The organism is Streptomyces sp. ITFR-21, assembly GCF_031844685.1.
Taxonomy (GTDB): Bacteria; Actinomycetota; Actinomycetes; order Streptomycetales; family Streptomycetaceae; genus Actinacidiphila.
Genome location: NZ_CP134605.1, coordinates 2,360,482 through 2,379,527, shown reverse-complemented (window position 1 = coordinate 2,379,527; position 19,046 = coordinate 2,360,482). Strand labels below are relative to the sequence as shown.

Sequence of the window (19,046 nt, the reverse complement as noted above, 5' to 3'; positions counted from 1 at the left end):
GAGTCACAAGCCATCCCTGAAATATCCGGGGATCGGATCCCCGTTTGATCTGATGACCGCAAGCGGGGAGTTGTTTTCCGTTTCGGCCCGGACAGCACCGACCGACCGCGAAAGGAGCCCGCCGTGACCACGCTGGACACCGACACCGCCGTCAGGCCCCGCACGGCACGGCTGCGCGCGGACGCCACCCGCAACCGCGAGCGGATCGTCAGCGCCGCCCGCCAGGCGATCGTGGAATTCGGCCCCGACGTGCCGCTTGACGAAGTGGCCCGCCGGGCGGGCGTCGGCAACGCCACCCTCTACCGCCACTTCGCCGACCGGAGCGAACTGATCCGCCAGGTCGCCCTCTCGGTGATGGCCCGCACCGCCCAGCGTGCGGAAGACGCCCTCGCCGAGGAACCCGACGCCTTCTCCGCACTCCACCGATTCGTCTTCGAAGCGGCCGAGGAACGGATCGGCGCCCTGTGCCCCATGGTCTCCGACGCCTTCAACTGCCAGGACCCCCAGGTCGCCGAGCAGGTCGAGCGCCTGGACCGGTCGATCACCGCGATCATGGACCGGGCCCAGTGCGCCGGCCAGCTCCGCGGCGACATAGCCGTCGGAGACCTGATGGTCGCACTGACGCAGCTCACCCGGCCGCTCCCGGGCACCGGCTGCGTCGGCTTCGACCGCTTCGCCCACCGGCACCTCCAACTCTTCCTCGACGGACTGCGCGCGCCGGCGCAATCCGAGCTCGTGGGGACCGCGGCGACCCTGGAGGATCTGCAAGGCTGCAACAAATAGTTCGCAAGTCATACGAGTGCGGTTATAGCGTTGGCGAGATCGTCCCCTGCGCCAGACCTGCGAGGCCGGTGCGGCTCACCAGGCCGATGAACCGACAAGGTCGCGGAACCCGCCGAACACCGCGCCGTGACCGATGCGACAACCGACCGACCCGCGTCACCGACAAGCGACCGACGTCAGAGCAGACCGCTCGTTCGCCCGACCATCCGGCGCCGATCCGGGGCCCCGATCACGGCCGGAACAGCTGACACACGTCCCCACGTCCTGTCACTCCGCAACCCACTTAGTGAGACCAGCCATGCCTGAAACGCTCCAGCCCGACCCGAAGCGCTGGACAGCGCTCATATTCATCGCGATCGCCCAGCTGATGGTCGTACTCGACGCCACCGTGGTGAACATCGCACTGCCGTCCGCGCAAGCAGACCTCGGCATTTCCGACGGCAACCGCCAGTGGGTCGTCACCGCCTACACCCTGGCCTTCGGCGGCCTGCTGCTCTTCGGCGGCCGCGTCGCCGACCTGTGGGGACGCAAGAACACCTTCATCGTCGGCCTGCTCGGCTTCGCGGCGGCCTCCGCGATCGGCGGCGCGGCCGTCAACACCTCCATGCTGCTCGGCGCCCGCGCCCTCCAGGGCCTCTTCGGCGCCCTGCTCGCGCCCGCCGCGCTGTCGCTGCTCGCGGTGATGTTCACCGACGCCAAGGAACGCGCCAAGGCGTTCGGCATCTACGGCGCCATCGCCGGCGCCGGCGCCGCCGTCGGCCTGATCCTCGGCGGTGTCCTCACCGAGTACCTGAACTGGCGCTGGGCCCTCTTCGTCAACATCGCCTTTGCCGTCGCTGCCGTCATCGGCGCGGTCGCGTTCGTCAACGAGCCCGCCCAGGGCCGCAACCGCAACCGTCTCGACGTCCCCGGCGTGGTCCTCGCCAGCGGGGGCCTGGTCTCCCTCGTCTACGGCTTCAGCCGCGCCGAGTCCGACGGCTGGGGGGCCGGTGTGACCATCGGCCTCTTCGTCGCCTCGGTACTGCTGCTGGCGGCGTTCGCGCTCGTCGAGAGCAAGGTCAAGGCCCCGCTGCTGCCGCTGCGCGTCATCACCGAGCGCAACCGGGGCGGCGTCTACCTGTCGCTGGGTCTGGCCATCATCGGCATGTTCGGCCTGTTCCTGTTCCTGACCTACTACCTGCAGACGGTCATGGGCTACTCGGCGCTGAAGTCGGGCGTCGCCTTCCTGCCGATGGTCGGCGGCATGATCGTCGGCTCCACGCAGATCGGCACCCGGCTGATGCTGCGGGTCCGCCCGCGGCTGCTGATGGCGCCGGGCTTCCTGCTCGCCGCGATCGGCATGGGCATCCTGGCCCAGATCAAGGTGGACTCCAGCTACGCAGCGGTCCTGCTGCCGGGCCTGGTCCTGATGGGTCTCGGCATGGGCACGGCGTTCATGCCGGCGATGAGCCTGGCCACGCACGGCGTGCGGCCTGAGGACGCCGGTGTCGCCTCCGCGATGGTCAACACCTCGCAGCAGGTCGGCGGCTCCATCGGTACCGCCCTGCTGAACACCCTTGCCGCCAGCGCCACCGCCTCCTGGATCAAGGACCACGCCAAGAACGCGGGCGACCTGAAGAACCAGCTGCTCGTCAACGAGTCCGCCGTCCACGGCTACTCGGTCGCCATCTACTGGGCCACGGCCATCCTCACGATCGCCTCGATCCTGGCGTTCGTACTGGTCAACGCCGAGATCCAGAACCACGCGGAGCGCGCCGAGGGCGACGAGTCGGTCGACGACTTCGCGGTGCCGGTCATCGCCCACTGACGACCACCGGTCGGCCGATCGGACCATACGGTCGGTACGGTCACCCGTAACGCGCAACGGCAGGCCCCCGCCGCTCCGGATATCACCCGGAGGGGTGGGGGCCTGCCGTTCGTCGTACCGTACGAGCACGCGTCACCCCATGGCAGCGGTTACGCGCCGTCGTCGCGGGCGTCCGGACGTACAGGCAGATGTACGACCGGCGGACCGTACGGTGGTCCGGTCTACAGACCTTCCGGCCAGTCGTACGAACCCGGCACCGTCACCTTGTCGCCTGCGGCGCCGTAGACCACGGCGATCTCGTCGTGCGCCCCGAGCGTGACCGCCGCAGGATCGCCCGTCTGCTTCTTGCCGTTGACGTACAGGCCCAGTTCCTTGCCGCCGCCGGTCTTCAGCGGGCCGAGCGCGTCCTTGCTGATCGGCACGTTCCACTCGGCCATGAACTGGCCGAGTGTGAAGTCGGCCTTGACCGGCGACTCGATGTGCACCACGCCCGAGGTGTCGTGCGTGTGCAGCGGGCTGATCTGCTGCTTGCCGAGGTCGATGCCGATCTCGGCCGGTACCGTCACGGCCTTGCCGTCCACGAACACGTCCAGGTGGCTGTGGATGTGCAGCACCTGTCCCTCCTGCCCCAGCATCGGCAGCCCCGCGGCCTTAACCTGAGCCGAAGCGTCCGCGGGCGCCGGCCAGGAGACCGACGAGGACGTGGCCGGCTTGTCGTCGGCGCCGTTGGCACCGGTCGGGCCGCCGGCGTCCTTGCCGTCGGAACCCGAGCCGCACGCGGCCAGGGCCAAGGTTCCGGCCAGGACGGCCACACCGGTCGTGACGCGCCGCTTCCGCACGAGCATGAGTGACATGAGGTGAATGTCTTCCTGTTCAGCCGAACTGGACGGAGCGCTTGGCCATGCCCATCCAGAAACCGTCGATGATGCTGCGCTGGCTGCCGAGTTCCGACTCGGCGGCGCCGAGCGTAACGAACAGCGGCGCGAAGTGCTCGGTCCGAGGGTGGGCCAGTCGCCCGGCGGGCGCGGTGTGCTCGAAGTCCAGCAGGGCGTCGATGTCCTGGGCGCCCAGAGCCCGCTTCCCCCAGTCGTCGAACTCCGTCGACCAGCTCGGCGGAAGGCTGCCCGTGTGCCGGAGAGCCGCCAGGTTGTGAGTGAAGAAGCCGCTGCCGACGATCAGCACACCCTCGTCCCGCAGCGGCGCCAGCCGCCGCCCGAGCTCCATCAGCTTCTCGGGCTCCAGCGTCGGCATCGACACCTGGAGCACGGGGACGTCCGCCGCCGGGAACATCTCCACCAGCGGCACATAGGCACCATGGTCCAGCCCGCGTTCCGGAACGTCCCGTACGGGATGGCCCGCGCCGCGCAGGAGCTTCCGTACGTCCTCGGCGAGCTCGGGGGCGCCGGGCGCCGCATAGGTCACCTGGTAGTAGTGCTCGGGGAACCCCCAGAAGTCGTACACCAGCGGCACGGTCGCCGTCGCGCCGATCGCCAGCGGCGCCTCCTCCCAGTGCGCCGAGACGATGAGGATCGCCCTGGGCCGGGGCAGGCCGGCCGCCCAGGCCGCCAGCTCGCCCGGCCACACCGGATCGTCGGCGAGCGGCGGGGCGCCGTGCGATAGGTAGAGCGCGGGCATGCGCTGCCGGCCTTCGGTGGTCATGGCACCCTCCTTGAAGATTCAAACGTAGGGTACGACCGTAACGTAAGGTGATTGAACACTCAAGTAAGAAGGCGTGGGTGCCGACCGCCGCTCAGGTCAGGCGCTTCTCGAACCACGCCACGTCGTAGTACGTTCCGAACTTCCGTCCGACCTCCTCGTACACCCCGACCTGCCGGAATCCGAAGCGCTGATGGATACGCACGGACGCCTCGTTCGGAAGAGTGATGCCCGCGTAGGCGCGGTGGACGTCCTCACCGGTGAGCGCCTGGAACAGCCGTTCGTAGAGCAATGTGCCGATCCCACCACCCCGGACATCGGGATCGAGGTAGACGCTGGTCTCCACGGACGTCGCGTACGCCGCCCTCGCCCGGAAGGGGCTGCTCGTCGCGTACCCGAGGATCCGGCCACGCGGACCCGGCGCGCGGGCAACCATGAGGCGGTGGGGGCCGTTTTCCGGGTGGGAGAGCAACCACGGACGCCGTTCGTCAACAGTGACCGGGGTCACATCGAAGGTGGCGGGCGTCTCGCGGACGTAGTGGTTGTAAATATCGGTGAGCGACTCCAGGTCGTCCTCGCCGCCAGGGCTGACCTGCGCATTTATACCATCCGACAATGCTTGACCTCCCTATGCGGTCGGACAGGGTACTGCATGATCATAAAAAACAGGTGACGACATGGGAATTGTGTCCGGATTCCAGTCGTTATTCACACCGGATGGGGAAGCCAGAAGGCATGAGCCGCACACACGGCGGAATGCTCGCACGGCGGCCCACCCGACCGAGACCGACCGTACCTTCGTAAGGGAGCACGCATGGCAACCCGTGCCGTCGCCCGTCGTAACGCAGGCGGGACCAGCAGCGTTCGCGCCGCAAGCGGGGAAGTCGCCGATCGCGACCTCGTCGGCATGTACCTGGACGAGATCGCGCGCACCCCGCTGCTCGACGCCGCCCGGGAGGTCGAGCTGTCCCGGGACATCGAAGCGGGCGTCTACGCCGAACGCATACTCGCAGCCGGCCCGGAGCTGCCCGCGAAAGCGGGCGCAGACGCCCGGCGCGAGGAACTGCAGGCGCTCGTCGACGCAGGAGAGCGGGCCAAGGACGTCTTCATTCGGTCCAACCTCCGCCTCGTCGTCGCCGTCGCCCGCCGCTACCCGCGCAGCGGCCTGCCTCTCCTCGACCTGATCCAGGAGGGCAACGCGGGCTTGGTCCGCGCCGTCGAGAAGTTCGACTACGCAAAGGGCTTCAAGTTCTCCACCTACGCGACCTGGTGGATCCGCCAGGCCATCACCCGGTCCATCGCCGACCAGTCCCGCACCATCCGGCTGCCCGTCCACCTCGTCGAGGAACTCGGCCGCATTCGCCGCGTCCAGCGGGAATTCAACCGCGAGAACGGCCGCGACGCCGAACCCGCCGAGATCGCCGCCGAACTCAGCTCCACTCCGGAGCGCATCGCCGACGTCCTGGACTGGGCCCGCGACCCCGTGTCGCTGAACATGTCCGTGGACGCCGAGGGTGAGACCGAGTTCGGTGACCTCGTGGAGGACGGCGCCGCGCCGTCCCCGGAGGACTCCGTCCTGGTCATGCTGCGCCGCGAGGAGCTCGACGGCCTCATCGACCGACTGGACGATCGCACCGCCTCGATCATCCGGGCCCGCTACGGCATCGTGGACGGCCGCGAACGCACGCTCACCGAGGTCGGCAAGGAACACGGCCTCACCCGCGAACGCATCCGGCAGATCGAGAAGCACGCCCTCGCCGACCTCAAGCGGATGGCGCGCGCGACCGGCCTGGACTACGAAGCGGCCTGACCGGCTCCAAACGGTGGCCCCGCGAAGGAGTCACCCCACAGACCCGGGCCCCGGTGCATCCCCCCCCGTTACCGTCTTCGTGGCTCCGCAATGGGGCCTCCGGCCTTCGGGTCCGGCATGACTTCCCCCCTTGTTGTTGATGATCCGGGGGGTGGTGTCACCGGGCCCGGAGGCATCGACGGACCGCTGATGAGGGGCTTGAGCACCGGCTTACCCGAGCCGGAAGAGCTCTCCGTAACGTGGGTGTGGCAGCTCGGTGCCGAGGCAAGGCCGGACGAAAGCGTGAGCGGAGGGGCCCTGCACGTGATCGACACCGGCGACATCGACGTCTTCCTCGGCCTGGACCTCGGCAAGGGCGAACACCACGCCACAGCCGTCACCCCGGCCGGCAAGAAGGCCTTCGACAAGCGGTTACCCAACACCGAACCCAAGCTCCGCGGGCTGTTCGCCAAGCTGAAGCCCAAGCACGGAACGGTGCTGGTCGTGGTCGACCGGCCGGCCTCGGTCGGCGCCCTGCCGCTGGCCGTTGCGAGGGACATGGGCTGCCCCGTCGCCTACCTTCCAGGCCTCACGATGCGGCGGATCGCCGACCTCTACCCGGGCGAGGCCAAGACCGATGCGAAGGACGCGTTCATCATTGCGGACGCGGCCCGCGCGATGCCGCACACGCTGCGGGCGATCGACGGCGAGGACGAGACGATCGCCGAGCTGGAGATGATCGTCGGGTTCGACGACGACCTGGCCGGCGAAGCGACCAGGGTCGCGAACCGGCTGCACGGCCTGCTCACGCAGATCCGGGCGTCGCTGGGGCGGGTGCTGGGGCCGCGGTTGCAGCACCAGGCCGTCCTGGCTCTGTTGGAGCGGTTCGGGTCTCCGGCTCAGATCCGCAAGGCCGGCCGACGCCGTCTGGTGACGCTGTTACGGCCGAAGGCGCCGCGGATGGCCGTGCGGCTGGTCGAGGAGATCTTCGCCGCCCTGGACGAGCAGACCGTCACCGTTCCGGGGACCGAGGCGGCCACGCTGATCGTCCCGAGCCTGGCCGGGTCCCTGACAGCCGTCCTTGACCAGCGGAAACTGCTGGCAGGGCGGATCGAGGAACTCCTGGAGGCCCACCCTCTTTCACAGGTCCTGAGGTCGATGCCGGGAATCGGCGTCAGGACCGGAGCCCGCATCTTGATCGAGGTCGGCGACGGCAGCACCTTCCCGACCGCCGGCCACCTCGCCGCCTACGCGGGACTCGCCCCCGCGACCCGCAGTTCCGGGTCCTCGATACGCGGCGAACAGCCCTCCCGGAGAGGAAACAAGCAGCTCAAACGGGCCTTCTTCCTCTCCGTGTTCGCCGCCCTGGCCGACCCTGCCTCCCGGGCCTACTACGACAAGAAGATCGCCCAAGGCAAGCACCACACTCAAGCTCTGCTCTGCCTCGCCCGACGCCGGGCCGACGTCCTCTTCGCCATGCTCCGCGACGGAACCTTCTACGAACCGCAGCCCGTCCGGGCGGTCGCCCCGCAGACCTAGACCCTGGTCAGGAGGTGATGTGTGGGGCCGTAGTCGATCTTCCAATCGGCATAGACCCCAACGGCGCCGTCCTTCTGGCACCGGAGCCCAACGGTCACCCAGCGGACCGATCCGTCGTCGGCCAGGGAGAACGCGACCGCGGTCTCGAACTCCTCGCTCCCGCACGGGCAGCAGGCCTCGCCAGGATCCGCGTCCTCCCAGAACTCCTCGCTATCCGCGACGAACGCGCGGACGCCGCAACCAACGCACACCCGCTCGGCCCCGCCCTCGACATCGTCGACGAGCACGAAGAACACGCCCCCGCCACACCCGCCGCAGACGGAAGGAACGATCTTCACCGGACGGCCGTCATCAGCGTTCCGGAGAAACACCGCGAGCTCCGCAGAGACACCCTCGCCAACCTGATCATCAGCATGCACAGGCACATCGTTTCAGACGACCGAACCAGCACCCATCCACCTTGACCAAAGACATAGGGGCACCCCCCCGCCCGGGCCCGGCCCTGCGTACGGCACACCGGGCTCGGTGCAGGATGAGACGCTGCCTGCTATGCCCAGGAGCGACGACACCGCAGGCGGCAGCGCGGACACCGCCTGTCCACACCCGCAGGAACCCCACCACGACGGCCTCGGCACCCGCCTGAACTGGCTACGGGCCGGCGTCCTCGGCGCCAACGACGGTGTGGTCTCCACCGCCGGCCTCGTCGTCGGCGTCACGGGTGCCACCGACTCCCGCTCCGTGCTGCTCACCGCAGGTCTCGCCGGGCTCCTCGCAGGCTCCCTGTCGATGGCGGCAGGCGAATACGTCTCCGTCAGCACCCAGCGCGACTCCGAACGGGCCGCCCTGGCCCTGGAACGCAGAGAACTCGCCACCACCCCGCAAGCCGAACTCGACGAGCTCACCAGCCTCCTCCGTAACCAGGGCATCAGCCACGAACTGGCCCGCGAAGTCGCCGAACAGCTCACCGCCCGTGACGCACTGGGTGCCCACGCCCGCGTCGAACTCGGCATCGACCCCGAAGAACTCGCCAACCCCTGGCACGCCGCCTGGGCCAGCTTCATCTCCTTCACCGCCGGCGCACTGCTGCCGCTCTTGGCGATCGTGCTCCCGCCGCACGACTCGCAGCTGCCCGTCACCGTAGCGTCCGTGCTCGTCGCACTCGCCGCCTGCGGCTGGGGCAGCGCCCGACTGGGCAACGCACCTGGCCGCCCCGCCATTGTGCGCAACATGGGCGGCGGTGCCATCGCCATGGCAGTCACCTATGCCGTCGGAGCACTCCTGGGAGCCGCCGGCGTCTGATCCACGGCGTCCGTTCGTACGATCACTTTGGAACGCGTGCCTCCAGGAACACACCCAGGGCAACGGCCCCAGCGCACACCAGCCCTGCCCACAGCACCGCATGCGAACCTGCGAACGTGCACGCCGTCACCGCCAGCGCCGCCAGCGGCAACGTCAACTGCTGCGCCGCCCCCCGCTTGTAGTGCCGCGAATGCAGCATCCACACAGTCAGGAGAAAGACCCCCGCTGGAACAGTCACCCATGACGACGCTGCCCGAGTCGACATATCGGCTGTTCCCACCGCCTGGTGAATCGCCACCTCCAGACCGGAACCGATCGCAGCGGCCGAGGTGAACACGGCGAAGTGACCGTAGCCCCACTGGAACGCCTCCCTGTTGGACGCCAGATGGTCGTGGATGGGCACCGCGAAATAGATCCACCAGGCCGCGAACACGATCAGCAGCCCGCCCGCCGCAATGGGCAGCAAGTCCAACAGTGCCTGGTCCTCGTCGGCGGCGGACTGGACGGCGACAGTGGCCGCAGACACGGACTCGCCGAGCACAATGATCGTGAACAGCCCGTACCGTTCGGCGATGTGATGCGGATGCCATGTCGTGGGCGCGCGCCGCTCCGCCAGCAGGGGCACCGCCATCTCCGCGACTGCCAGCAGCGCGAACGCCCACACGGGCGGTGCCCCCTGTGGCAGCAGCAACGTCATCCACCCCGCCTGGCAGACGGTCACCCCCGCCGCGTACCGCAGTGCCGTCGTCCGCTGCGCACCCTGCTCGGCGCGGGCCGCCCTCAGCCATTGCGCGACCAGTGCCAGTCGCATCACCGCGTAGCCGATCGCCGTGAACCGGAAGTCACCGTCGTCGAACGCCCGCGGCACACCGGCCGCCAGCACCAGCACACCGACGATCTGGACCAGCGTCGTCACCCGGTACGGCACATCGTCGTTGTCGTACGCCGAGGCGAACCACGAAAAGTTCATCCACGCCCACCAGATGGCGAAGAACACCATCAGATAACCGGTCACCCCGTGCCCCGCGTGCCCTTCCGCCACGGCGTGCACCAGCCGCCCGCCGGCCTGTGCCACCGCGACCACGAAGCACAGGTCGAAGAACAGCTCCAGCGGTGTGGATGCCCGGTGCTTCTCGGTGCGGCATCGTGCCGTCATCCGCCGCACCGCATCACCGGTGCGGGCCGCGGTATTCGTATCGGCCGTCGGACCGGTCGGGAGTGTGGGATCGCTCATGCAGCACACCATGGGGCAGCCCGGGCCCGGCGCGCACCCCAACGCGCGAAGCCGGTGTCCCCTCCATGCTCCCCTAAATTGCTCCGATCCCTCGTTCAACGACATTGTGCTCGGAAAATGCTGCACATGCCGCAGATACCACCCGCGGCGCCGACGCCTTGTGCGGTCGGCCTCGCCCAGGGCACACCGCAGGCGATCACATTGCCGCGTGCGCCGTGGTCACGCGTCTTGGCGATGATCCGGATCGTCGCTCACGAACCGGTCCCGGTGGAGGTGCCCGCCAGGGACCCGAGGAGGAACTCCGGTACGTGGGTGCTCGCGATCCAAGCCGCGTCCGGGACCCGCATCAACCCGTCGATGGCGCCCCGCACGGAGCCCGGCACCACCCGCCGCCGGCCGATGCCCACGGTCCTGGAGCGGGCCTCCACCTTCGCCGTCGGGCTGCCGTCCGAGATGGCCGTCGACCCTCTGGACGCCTTGACCGTCGCGTGGCCGGGGCGGATCCACCTGCTCCACAATGCCCGCGGGAACGGCGGCCGAGCCGGTCGGCGCCTGATGATGGAGCCCGTCGGACGCGTCGACTCGTCCTTCGGGCAGCGGTCGACGTCCCAGCCCGGCGGGAGCGGAACAGACGGCAAACGGGTATCGGCGGACCTGTTCGCGTCGGCACGGACCCTTCCCGCAGCCCTGCTCGATCAGGGACGGTACCCGGGGTCGCTTCGGTCGAGGCCCGGTTCCCGGACGGCTCCCGACAGAGGCACGCGGGACGGCCTTCGTCCGTGCGTCCTCCTGCGGCCAGGTATCCCGGGCCGCTTCCCCCCGACGGACACTCAGCGTGTCCCCGTATGTCCGCCTGGCCGCGAACGGCTCTCCCACGGCGCCGGGGCCGCCGTATTCTGGGCGCATGAGCACCGCCCGTGACCGTGACCGTGACCGAGCCCCGGACACCGGAGCCGGAGATGACGCGTCCCCGGCTGGGGGAACCGGCGAAGGCGCCGCGTCCTCCCCACCCTGCAGGGGGCCCGCCGCCGGGGCGAGCGGCCCCGGACGGCTGGTTTTCGACGACCCACTAGACCGCCCGTCGCCCGACGACACCGACCGCGGCTGGGGCGATACGGCCGCAGACGCCGCGGACGACGACTTCACCCGCTTTCTCAGCGAGAAGCCCCCGCACCATCTCTGAAGCCGCTCAGCCTCCTGCCGCGCCCGCGAGGCTGCTTCAGCCGCATGACTCCTCAGTTCCCCGAGCCCACACGCGGCGCCACCAACGCGTCGCGGATGTCCCTCAGCAGCGTGATCTCCTCGACCTCCTCCGCCACCTTCTCCTCCGCCTCGACCTGCCCGCGCTTGCCCGCCTGACGTGCCAGATAGCGGGACATCGGTACGACCATCAGGAAGTACACGACCGCGGCCGTGATCAGGAATGTCAGGCTCGCGCTCAATACGGAGCCCCATAGGATCCGGATGCCGCTGATCACCTCGCCCTTGTCGTTCAGCACGCACGGCCCTTTGAGACAGGACGAATACCCAGCGAGGTCCTTCGTACCGAATGCGCCGACGAGGGGATTGATCACCCCGTTGACCACGGAGTTCACGATGCTCGTGAACGCGGCACCCACGACCACCGCGACCGCCAGGTCGATCACGTTCCCGCGGGTGATGAACTGCCTGAAGCCCAACAGCAGGCTCGGTTTGTTCGGGTCGGTCACCGATGCGCCTCTTCCTTGATACCGGGGTGACGGAGTAACGGGTTCCGCCATACAAGGCAGTCGAGGATCCGGGTGTCCAGTCGCCTTCCACGAACGGGTGATTCAACACAGCGTCACCGCCAGAGCTGATGACGCGGCGGCTCCCGAGAGGGAGGCTGCGGTACGGCGAGGCACAGCGAGCACGATCAGCGCGCCCCCCGGCCCCGTAGGGTCGGGCGCCACAGTGGCTGCCGGCGGTACGCCTACTGCCTCCGGCACGGCCAGCACGGTGACGCCTGCGGCCACCACCCGGGCGCCGGCCAGCACGTCCACCCGGTCGCCGGGGTGCAGCAGATCCACAACGGCCGCGTCGGCGATACGAACGGGGGCCCGAACGAGGACTTCGGGCGTGGCGTGGCGCGTCGCCACCGGCCTTGCGGGTCCGCGCGGGGTGACGGCGGCCGGCCGAGGAGCGGCTCCGTGAGCCGCGGACGCGGCGAGCGCGGCGGCGGTCATGACCAGGCCCACGGCCAGCGGCTTGCGCCTGTGCCGGACGGCTCGGCGCAGCAGGCGTCTGCCGCCGCGGCCGCCCGCGTGAATGGGTGGGAAGGGCGGCACAGCACACCTCGGTGGCGTATACGGTTCTGGCACGCCGGGCGCGCCGGAACCGATGACGGGGACCGGGCCCGAAGACACGGGCGATTGTGCCGGGGAGAACGAGCGAGGACCGGCTGTGAACATGACGAGACACCGCCTGACGTGGATGGAAGTCGACCGCGGACCGGTCGGCGCATCCACCATCGCTCATCTCGGCGATATCGCGCCGAAAGCCCTGTGGATAACTCATGGCTACGGAAAGCGCGGCCACTCCAACGAGTGAGTGACGGCTTGAACCGGGGTTTCGGAGGGGATATACGGGGGCCGTCAGGTTCTCGGAGGGTGGTAGTCCGACATCGCTACGGCAGGGCGATCCCGGTCTTCTGGCCGCCGAGCGCATTCATGCAGAGGCAGTCCCGCTTGCTGTCGTCCGGCAGGGCACGGACCACGTCGAAGAGCACATCGCGCATCCTGCCGACGTTCGCGGCGAAGACCTCCAGGACCTCTTCGTGCGATACGCCCTCGCCGGTGTCGGCACCCGCGTCCAGATCGGTCACCAGCGTCAGCGACGTATAGCAAAGTCCCAGTTCGCGGGCGAGGACTGCCTCCGGGTGACCGGTCATACCCACCACCGACCACCCCTGCGCCGCATGCCACAGGGACTCCGCGCGGGTGGAGAAGCGCGGCCCCTCGATCACGACCAGCGTGCCGCCGTCCACCGCCTCCCAGCCGCCTGACCGGGCGGTGTCCACGGCTGCCCGACGCCCCACCGGACAGTACGGGTCGGCGAACGTCGCGTGAGCCACGTTGGGTACCTGGCCGTCGAGCCTGGCCTCGCCGTCGAAGTACGACTGGGTCCGAGACTTCGTACGGTCCACCAGTTGGTCCGGTACGAGGAGGGTGCCGGGCCCGTACTCCGCGCGCAGGCCGCCGACCGCGCAGGGACCGAGAACCTGGCGCGCTCCGACGGAGGCGAGTGCCCACAGATTGGCGCGGTAGTTGATCTTGTGCGGCGGCAAGTGGTGCCTGCGGCCGTGGCGGGGGAGAAAAGCGATCCGGCGGCCACCCACGTCACCCAGGAACAGCGAGTCGCTAGGCGGGCCGTAAGGAGTGTCGACCGTGATTTCAGTGACGTCATCGAGGAACGAGTAGAACCCCGACCCGCCGATGACGCCGATCTCGGCCCGTGCCACATCATCACTCTCAACCATGGCGATCACCCTAATCGGAACCCGGGAACACGACGAACCCCCGCCGGCGAAAACGGCGGGGGCTCGTAGATCCTCGGCCGCCCGGGGGAGGGCCGAAACGACAGTCAGGCCGCCGACGTGCTGCTGGGCGACGACGCACCGTTGGACGACGATGAGCCGCCCGACGCTGACGATCCGGACGCGCCGTCCGACGACGTGCTGCTGCTGTCGGAGGACTTGTGGTCCGAGCCGCTGCTGCTCTTGGTCGCGGGAGCGCTGCTCGACGACGAACCGCGACTGTCGGTCCGATAGAAACCGGACCCCTTGAAGACCACGCCCACCGCCGAGAAGACCTTGCGCAGGCGTCCACCGCAATTGGGGCACTCGGTCAGTGCGTCGTCGGTGAACTTCTGCACCGCCTCAAGGGCCTCGCCGCACTCGGTGCACTGGTACTGGTACGTCGGCACTTGCTCCTCCTGGCACTCTCACTCATTGAGTGCTAACGACGCTCAATAGTGCAGTATTTCCCGCCGTCAGTCCACCGCGACCGGCTAACGGTGACCGATCACACCCGCGGCGGCCACCTCGCGCGAACCGAGGAACCGGCCGCCCCGCAGTCCCGCGAGCCCACCGGGGCAAGGGTCGCACTGCCGGCCGGCACTGTGAAGCCCGCTTGTGACCGGTACGAGCGTCCTGATCAAGGGGCAGCCCGCGGTGAAGCCACGAAGCAGCGGTACCCATGCGTCAGGAGTACGCGGCAACTACCGAAAAGCCGGCTTCCATCCTCAGGAGGTCGCCCGCGTGCTTGCACGACCAACGCGCACCTTGGGCGTCGTAGCGGGAACCTTCTGCCGCCTGGTAGCACGTGCGTGCGTACTCCCACGCCGTTACGCCGAAGGCTTTCGCCCGGCACGACGGCCAACCGGCCGACCCGATGCCAAGCAGACGGCGTGTCCGACGGGCACCCGTTCAGCGTGCGTGATCTTGTATCCGATCAAACGCCCTGCGGTGGCCGAACCACTCCAGTGGGTACTCACGGGCTTCCCAGCCATCCGGCGAGCTTGCCGCCGCGTCCTACCGCCCGCAGTCGGTTCTCGGCGGCATCACGTACGGGGTCCGTCGTGACGACGAGCAACTCGTCACCATGCTGAAGCATGGTAGTCGGCAGCGGTACGAAACTGGCCCCCGCTCGTACCACCAGGGTGACGGCGGCACCCGGAGGCAGTCGCAGTTCGTCGACCTCGACGCCGTGCATACGAGAGCGCTCCGTAATGGCGACAGAGAGCAGGTGCCCTTGGAGGCGTTCCAGGGGCGCCGACTCGATGCCGAGGTCGGCGGCACCGCGTTCGTCGCCGGTGCCCAGGTCGAGTGACTTCGCGGCCCACGGCAGCGTCGGGCCTTGTACCAAGGTGTAAATGATCACCAGTACGAAGACGATATTGAAGATGCGCTCGCTGTCGTCGACCCCGGCCACCATGGGGATGGTCGCGAGCACGATCGGCACCGCACCCCGCAGCCCCGCCCACGACAACAGTGCCTGATCACGCCATGGGATGCGGAAGGGCAACAAACTGGCCAGTACGGACACCGGGCGCGCGACCAGGGTGAGGAAGAGCCCGATGACAATGGCGGGCAGAATGTCGTCACCCAGCTCGTGCGGTGTGACAAGAAGACCCAGCAGCACGAAAAGTCCGATCTGTGCGATCCATCCGAGCCCCTCGGCGAAACCCCGGGTGGCGGGGCGGTGCGGCAGCTTCGCATTGCCCAGCACAAGGGAGGCGACGTAGACCGCGAGGAAGCCCGAACCGTGGGCCGTGGCCCCCGCCGCATATGCGAGCACGGCGATGGCCATCACGGCGATCGGATACAGGCCCGAGGCGGGCAGCGCCAGACGCTTGAGTCCGTAGGCGCCCAGCCAGCCGACCGCGACACCGATGCCCGTCCCGATCGCCAACTCCAGAGGAATCTGTCCGAGCAGCGTGTACCAGTGCGCTACGGGGCCGGCGCTGGAGAAAGCGACTACCAGGATCACCACAGGAGCGTCGTTGAAGCCCGATTCCGCCTCCAGTACACCGGTCACTCGCTTGGGCAGCGAGACGTTCCGCAGTACCGAGAACACCGCGGCTGCGTCCGTGGAGGACACCACCGCCCCGATGATCAGTGCCTGCCGCCACTCCAGCCCCACCAGGTAGTGCCCCGCACCCGCGGTGATGAGCACGCTCACCAACAGGCCGATCGTGGACAGCACGGCGGCGGCCGGCACCACCGGTTTGATCTCGTGCCACTTGGTGCCGAGCCCGCCCTCGGCGAGAATCACGACCAGTGCCGCGTACCCGAGTACCTGTGTGAGCTGGACATTGTCGAAGGTGAAGCCGAACAGGCCGTCCTGTCCGATGGCGACGCCGATGCCGAGGTAGATGAGCAGGGTCGGCAGGCCGCTGCGCGAGGCCAGCCGGACGGCGACGACCGCGACCAGGAGCACCGCGGCGCCGATCAAGAGGATCTCGTTCAGGTGGTGAACAGTCAGGGGCCCGGTCCTTTCAACTTCATTGCCTTATCTAACATTTTACCCTCTCTTGACGATCAGCGGTCCCCCGGCCCGCCACCCGGACGCCGCGTCCTGGGCGCGTGGGGCGTACGCCTATGGTTGCCCTTGCACAACGAGCACTTGATCACCTGGTCCGCCCTGCCCCTCGAAGGACAGCGATGCCCGCACGGAAGAAACCCCGCCGCGTACGCCTCATCGTGATCACGTTGGCGCTAGTGCTCGTGGTGGGCATCGGATACGGGTCGTACTGGAGCGTCAGCACCGTGCGATCCTCCTTCCCGCAGACCACGGGCTCGCTGAGACTCAAGGGGCTGTCGGCCCCGGTCGACGTCAAACGTGACGCCAACGGAATCCCGCAGATCTACGCCGACACCCCCGAGGACCTCTTCCGTGCCCAGGGGTACGTGCAGGCCCAGGACCGCTTCTACGAGATGGACGTCCGCCGCCACCTCACCTCCGGCCGGCTGTCGGAGATGTTCGGCAAGAGCCAGGTGGAGACCGACGCCTTTTTGCGCACCCTCAACTGGCACGGCATCGCGCAGCAGGAGTGGGACACCAAGCTCGACCCCGCCACCAAGGCATACCTGCAGGCGTACACCGACGGCGTCAACGCGTACCTGAAGGACCACAGCGGCGCCGCGCTCTCCCTGGAGTATGCCGCCCTGTCGTTCGCCAACAACTACAAACCGCAGCCTTGGACGCCGGTCGATTCCGTCGCCTGGCTCAAGGCGATGGCCTGGGACCTGCGCGGCAACATGGAGGACGAGATCGACCGCGCCCTGATGACCAGCCGCCTCAGCCAGACGCAGATCAAGCAGCTGTACCCCGCGTATCCGTATGACCGCAATCTTCCGATCATCGTCGACCCCGGTACCGTCGATCAGGCCACCGAACAGTACGAGCAGGCCGACGGGAGTGAACCGCAGGGACTCAACGGCACCGTCGACGCGCAGCTTTCCGGCATCAGTCAGATCATCGACCAAATGCCGGCACTCCTCGGGCCGTCTGGCAGCGGTATCGGCTCCAACTCCTGGGTCGTCGCCGGCAAATACACGACGACCGGTAAGCCGCTGCTCGCCAACGATCCGCACCTGGCGCCACAGCTGCCCTCGCTCTGGTACCAGATGGGCCTGCACTGCCGCACGGTCAGCGCGGCCTGCCCCTACGATGTCGCCGGCTACACCTTCTCGGGGATGCCGGGCGTCATCATCGGTCACAACCAGAACATCGCCTGGGGCATGACCAACCTCGGCGCGGACGTGACCGACCTGTACCTGGAGAAGGTCACCGCGAACACCTACCTGTACGACGGCAAGCAGGTGCCCTTCACGACCCGCAAGGAGACGATCAAGGTCGCCGGCGGGCAGGATCGTACGATCACCGTTCGTGAGACCAAGAACGATGGTCCGATCATCTCCGACCGTAGCGACGAGATCAGGGACGTCGGCCAGGCCGCGCCGGTCACCGATCCGCCGGGCGGTGTGAACAGTGGTTACGCGGTCGCCTTGAAATGGACGGCCCTCACCCCCTCGAAGACGATGGACGCCGTCTTCGAGCTGGACAAGGCGACGGACTTCAAGTCCTTCCAGGCCGGCGCCGCTGACTTCGCCGTACCGTCGCAGAACCTGATCTACGCCGACACCAGGGGAAACATCGGCTACCAGGCGCCCGGCCAGGTTCCGATCCGTTCCCAGGGCGACGACGGCACCTATCCCGTGCCCGGCTGGGACTCGCGCTACAAGTGGACCGGCTACATCCCGTTCACGGCGATGCCCTACGAGTACAACCCGCCGCGCGGCTACATCGTCACCGCCAACCAGGCCGTCATCGACCAGAGCAAATACCCCTATCTTCTGACCGAGGACTGGGGCTACGGCACGCGCAGCCAGCGGATCAACAGCTTGATCGCGTCCAAGACCAAAGACAACGGGAAGATCTCCATGGACGACATGCAGTCCATGCAGAACGACGACAGCAGCGAGATCGCCCGCCTTCTGGTGCCCTATCTCCAGAACATCGACATAAAGGGCGACAAGGGAGACTACGTCCGCCAGGCGCAGCAGCTGCTCGACGGCTGGGACTACAAGCAGGATTCCGACTCGGCGGCAGCCGCCTACTTCAACGCGGTCTGGCGCAACATCCTCAAGCTTGCCTTCGGAAACAAACTACCCAAGGAACTGCGCCCCAAGGGCCAGTGCCTAAGGGTGCTGCCCGTGGGCGAGACCGGCCCCGTTGACAACCTCGACGGCAAGGACCCCGCCGTCCAGGAATGCGGCGAGCGCGATGCTGCCGAGGCGCAGCCGGACGGTGGCGACCGCTGGTTCGAGGTGGTTCGCGACATCCTCAACAAGCCCGACAGCCCATGGTGGACGATGTCCACGACTGCCTTCTTCAGCGGTGACCCGGACAAGGCCCACCACAGCACCCGAGACCAGCTTCTCGCCCAGGCGATGAAGGACGCGCGCTACGAGCTGACCGCCAAGCTCGGCAAGGACATAGACACTTGGAGCTGGGGGCGGCTGCACAAGCTGGACCTGAAGAACCAGACGCTCGGCACCGACGGCCCCGGTGTCATCCAATGGGTGTTCAACCGCGGCCCCTGGCAGCTCAGCGGCGGCGAGGCGGCAGTGGACGCCACCGGCTGGAACGCCGCGGGCGGCTACGACGTCGACTGGGTGCCCTCGATGCGGATGATCGTGAACCTCCAGGACTTCGACAAGTCCCGCTGGATCAACCTCACCGGCGCGTCAGGTCACGCCTACAACTCCCACTACACCGACCAGACCGACAAATGGGCGGCCGGGGAACTGCTGCCCTGGTACTTCTCCGACACTCAGGTCGACCTGGCGTCCAAGGCGAAGATGGCGCTCACCCCGTAGAAGGGGACCGGGCCTGCGCCCCGAGCGCGTCCCCCCA

General features: G+C 68.2%; 18 protein-coding genes. 7 read left to right on the top strand and 11 right to left on the bottom strand.

What is annotated here, in order from left to right; all coding sequences use genetic code 11:
- The first annotated feature begins 123 nt into the window (after window positions 1–123).
- Both RLT57_RS10495 and RLT57_RS10490 read left to right on the top strand, forming a co-directional pair.
- Window positions 124–783: a TetR/AcrR family transcriptional regulator gene (locus RLT57_RS10495; protein WP_311297107.1), complete on the top strand. Its 660-nt coding sequence runs from the start codon at window positions 124–126 to the stop codon at window positions 781–783.
- A 298-nt stretch (window positions 784–1,081) separates the two neighbouring features.
- Window positions 1,082–2,590, top strand: a complete 1,509-nt coding sequence (locus RLT57_RS10490) for an MFS transporter (protein WP_311297106.1) — start codon at window positions 1,082–1,084, stop codon at window positions 2,588–2,590.
- A gap of 221 nt (window positions 2,591–2,811) precedes the next feature.
- Here the strand turns inward: RLT57_RS10490 and RLT57_RS10485 are convergent, their stop codons facing one another.
- The 3 genes from RLT57_RS10485 to RLT57_RS10475 form a co-directional block, all read right to left on the bottom strand.
- Window positions 2,812–3,444, bottom strand: coding sequence for a hypothetical protein (locus RLT57_RS10485; protein ID WP_311297105.1), 633 nt, complete (start codon window positions 3,442–3,444; stop codon window positions 2,812–2,814).
- Window positions 3,445–3,463: 19 nt separating this feature from the next.
- A complete protein-coding gene (locus tag RLT57_RS10480) occupies window positions 3,464–4,249 on the bottom strand; it encodes a dioxygenase family protein (protein WP_311297104.1) in 786 nt (261 codons plus the stop codon).
- A 91-nt stretch (window positions 4,250–4,340) separates the two neighbouring features.
- On the bottom strand, window positions 4,341–4,862 hold the full coding sequence (locus tag RLT57_RS10475; RefSeq protein WP_311297103.1) for a GNAT family N-acetyltransferase: 522 nt from the start codon (window positions 4,860–4,862) through the stop codon (window positions 4,341–4,343).
- A 198-nt stretch (window positions 4,863–5,060) separates the two neighbouring features.
- Between RLT57_RS10475 and RLT57_RS10470 the strand changes: the two genes are divergently transcribed.
- Window positions 5,061–6,056, top strand: a complete 996-nt coding sequence (locus RLT57_RS10470; protein ID WP_311297102.1) for a sigma-70 family RNA polymerase sigma factor — start codon at window positions 5,061–5,063, stop codon at window positions 6,054–6,056.
- A 303-nt stretch (window positions 6,057–6,359) separates the two neighbouring features.
- The gene (locus RLT57_RS10465) at window positions 6,360–7,574 is read left to right on the top strand and encodes an IS110 family transposase (RefSeq protein WP_399129812.1); all 1,215 of its coding nucleotides are present in this window, start codon (window positions 6,360–6,362) and stop codon (window positions 7,572–7,574) included.
- On the opposite strand, the gene RLT57_RS10460 is transcribed toward RLT57_RS10465, so the two are convergent.
- Entirely contained in the window at window positions 7,571–7,993 is a 423-nt protein-coding gene (locus tag RLT57_RS10460; RefSeq protein WP_311297101.1) for a hypothetical protein, read from the bottom strand. The genes RLT57_RS10465 and RLT57_RS10460 overlap by 4 nt on opposite strands.
- Window positions 7,994–8,123: 130 nt before the next feature.
- On the opposite strand from RLT57_RS10460, the gene RLT57_RS10455 reads away from it, so the two are divergent.
- Entirely contained in the window at window positions 8,124–8,873 is a 750-nt protein-coding gene (locus tag RLT57_RS10455; RefSeq protein ID WP_311297100.1) for a VIT1/CCC1 transporter family protein, read from the top strand.
- 22 nt (window positions 8,874–8,895) lie between these two features.
- On the opposite strand, the gene RLT57_RS10450 is transcribed toward RLT57_RS10455, so the two are convergent.
- From RLT57_RS10450 to RLT57_RS10435, 4 genes are all read right to left on the bottom strand, one after another.
- The gene (locus RLT57_RS10450) at window positions 8,896–10,107 is read right to left on the bottom strand and encodes a low temperature requirement protein A (RefSeq protein ID WP_399128411.1); all 1,212 of its coding nucleotides are present in this window, start codon (window positions 10,105–10,107) and stop codon (window positions 8,896–8,898) included.
- Window positions 10,108–10,358: 251 nt separating this feature from the next.
- Window positions 10,359–10,745 (bottom strand): hypothetical protein, encoded by a 387-nt coding sequence (locus tag RLT57_RS10445; RefSeq protein ID WP_311297099.1) that lies wholly within the window; start codon window positions 10,743–10,745, stop codon window positions 10,359–10,361.
- A gap of 597 nt (window positions 10,746–11,342) precedes the next feature.
- Window positions 11,343–11,816, bottom strand: coding sequence for an MscL family protein (locus tag RLT57_RS10440; RefSeq protein ID WP_311297097.1), 474 nt, complete (start codon window positions 11,814–11,816; stop codon window positions 11,343–11,345).
- Between the two features lie 102 nt (window positions 11,817–11,918).
- On the bottom strand, window positions 11,919–12,413 hold the full coding sequence (locus tag RLT57_RS10435) for a hypothetical protein (protein WP_311297096.1): 495 nt from the start codon (window positions 12,411–12,413) through the stop codon (window positions 11,919–11,921).
- 115 nt (window positions 12,414–12,528) lie between these two features.
- Here RLT57_RS10435 and RLT57_RS10430 point away from each other — a divergent pair, with 115 nt between their 5' ends.
- Complete coding sequence (locus RLT57_RS10430; protein WP_311297095.1) at window positions 12,529–12,675, top strand: hypothetical protein; 147 nt, start codon at window positions 12,529–12,531, stop codon at window positions 12,673–12,675.
- Between the two features lie 76 nt (window positions 12,676–12,751).
- Here RLT57_RS10430 and RLT57_RS10425 read toward each other — a convergent pair whose 3' ends face one another.
- The 3 genes from RLT57_RS10425 to RLT57_RS10415 form a co-directional block, all read right to left on the bottom strand.
- Window positions 12,752–13,603: an S-methyl-5'-thioadenosine phosphorylase gene (locus tag RLT57_RS10425; protein WP_311297094.1), complete on the bottom strand. Its 852-nt coding sequence runs from the start codon at window positions 13,601–13,603 to the stop codon at window positions 12,752–12,754.
- Window positions 13,604–13,707: 104 nt separating this feature from the next.
- Window positions 13,708–14,049, bottom strand: coding sequence for an FmdB family zinc ribbon protein (locus RLT57_RS10420; RefSeq protein WP_311297092.1), 342 nt, complete (start codon window positions 14,047–14,049; stop codon window positions 13,708–13,710).
- A 566-nt stretch (window positions 14,050–14,615) separates the two neighbouring features.
- Complete coding sequence (locus tag RLT57_RS10415) at window positions 14,616–16,109, bottom strand: potassium/proton antiporter (protein ID WP_311300665.1); 1,494 nt, start codon at window positions 16,107–16,109, stop codon at window positions 14,616–14,618.
- Between the two features lie 179 nt (window positions 16,110–16,288).
- Between RLT57_RS10415 and RLT57_RS10410 the strand changes: the two genes are divergently transcribed.
- Complete coding sequence (locus RLT57_RS10410; RefSeq protein ID WP_311297091.1) at window positions 16,289–19,009, top strand: penicillin acylase family protein; 2,721 nt, start codon at window positions 16,289–16,291, stop codon at window positions 19,007–19,009.
- The last annotated feature ends 37 nt before the right edge of the window (window positions 19,010–19,046 follow it).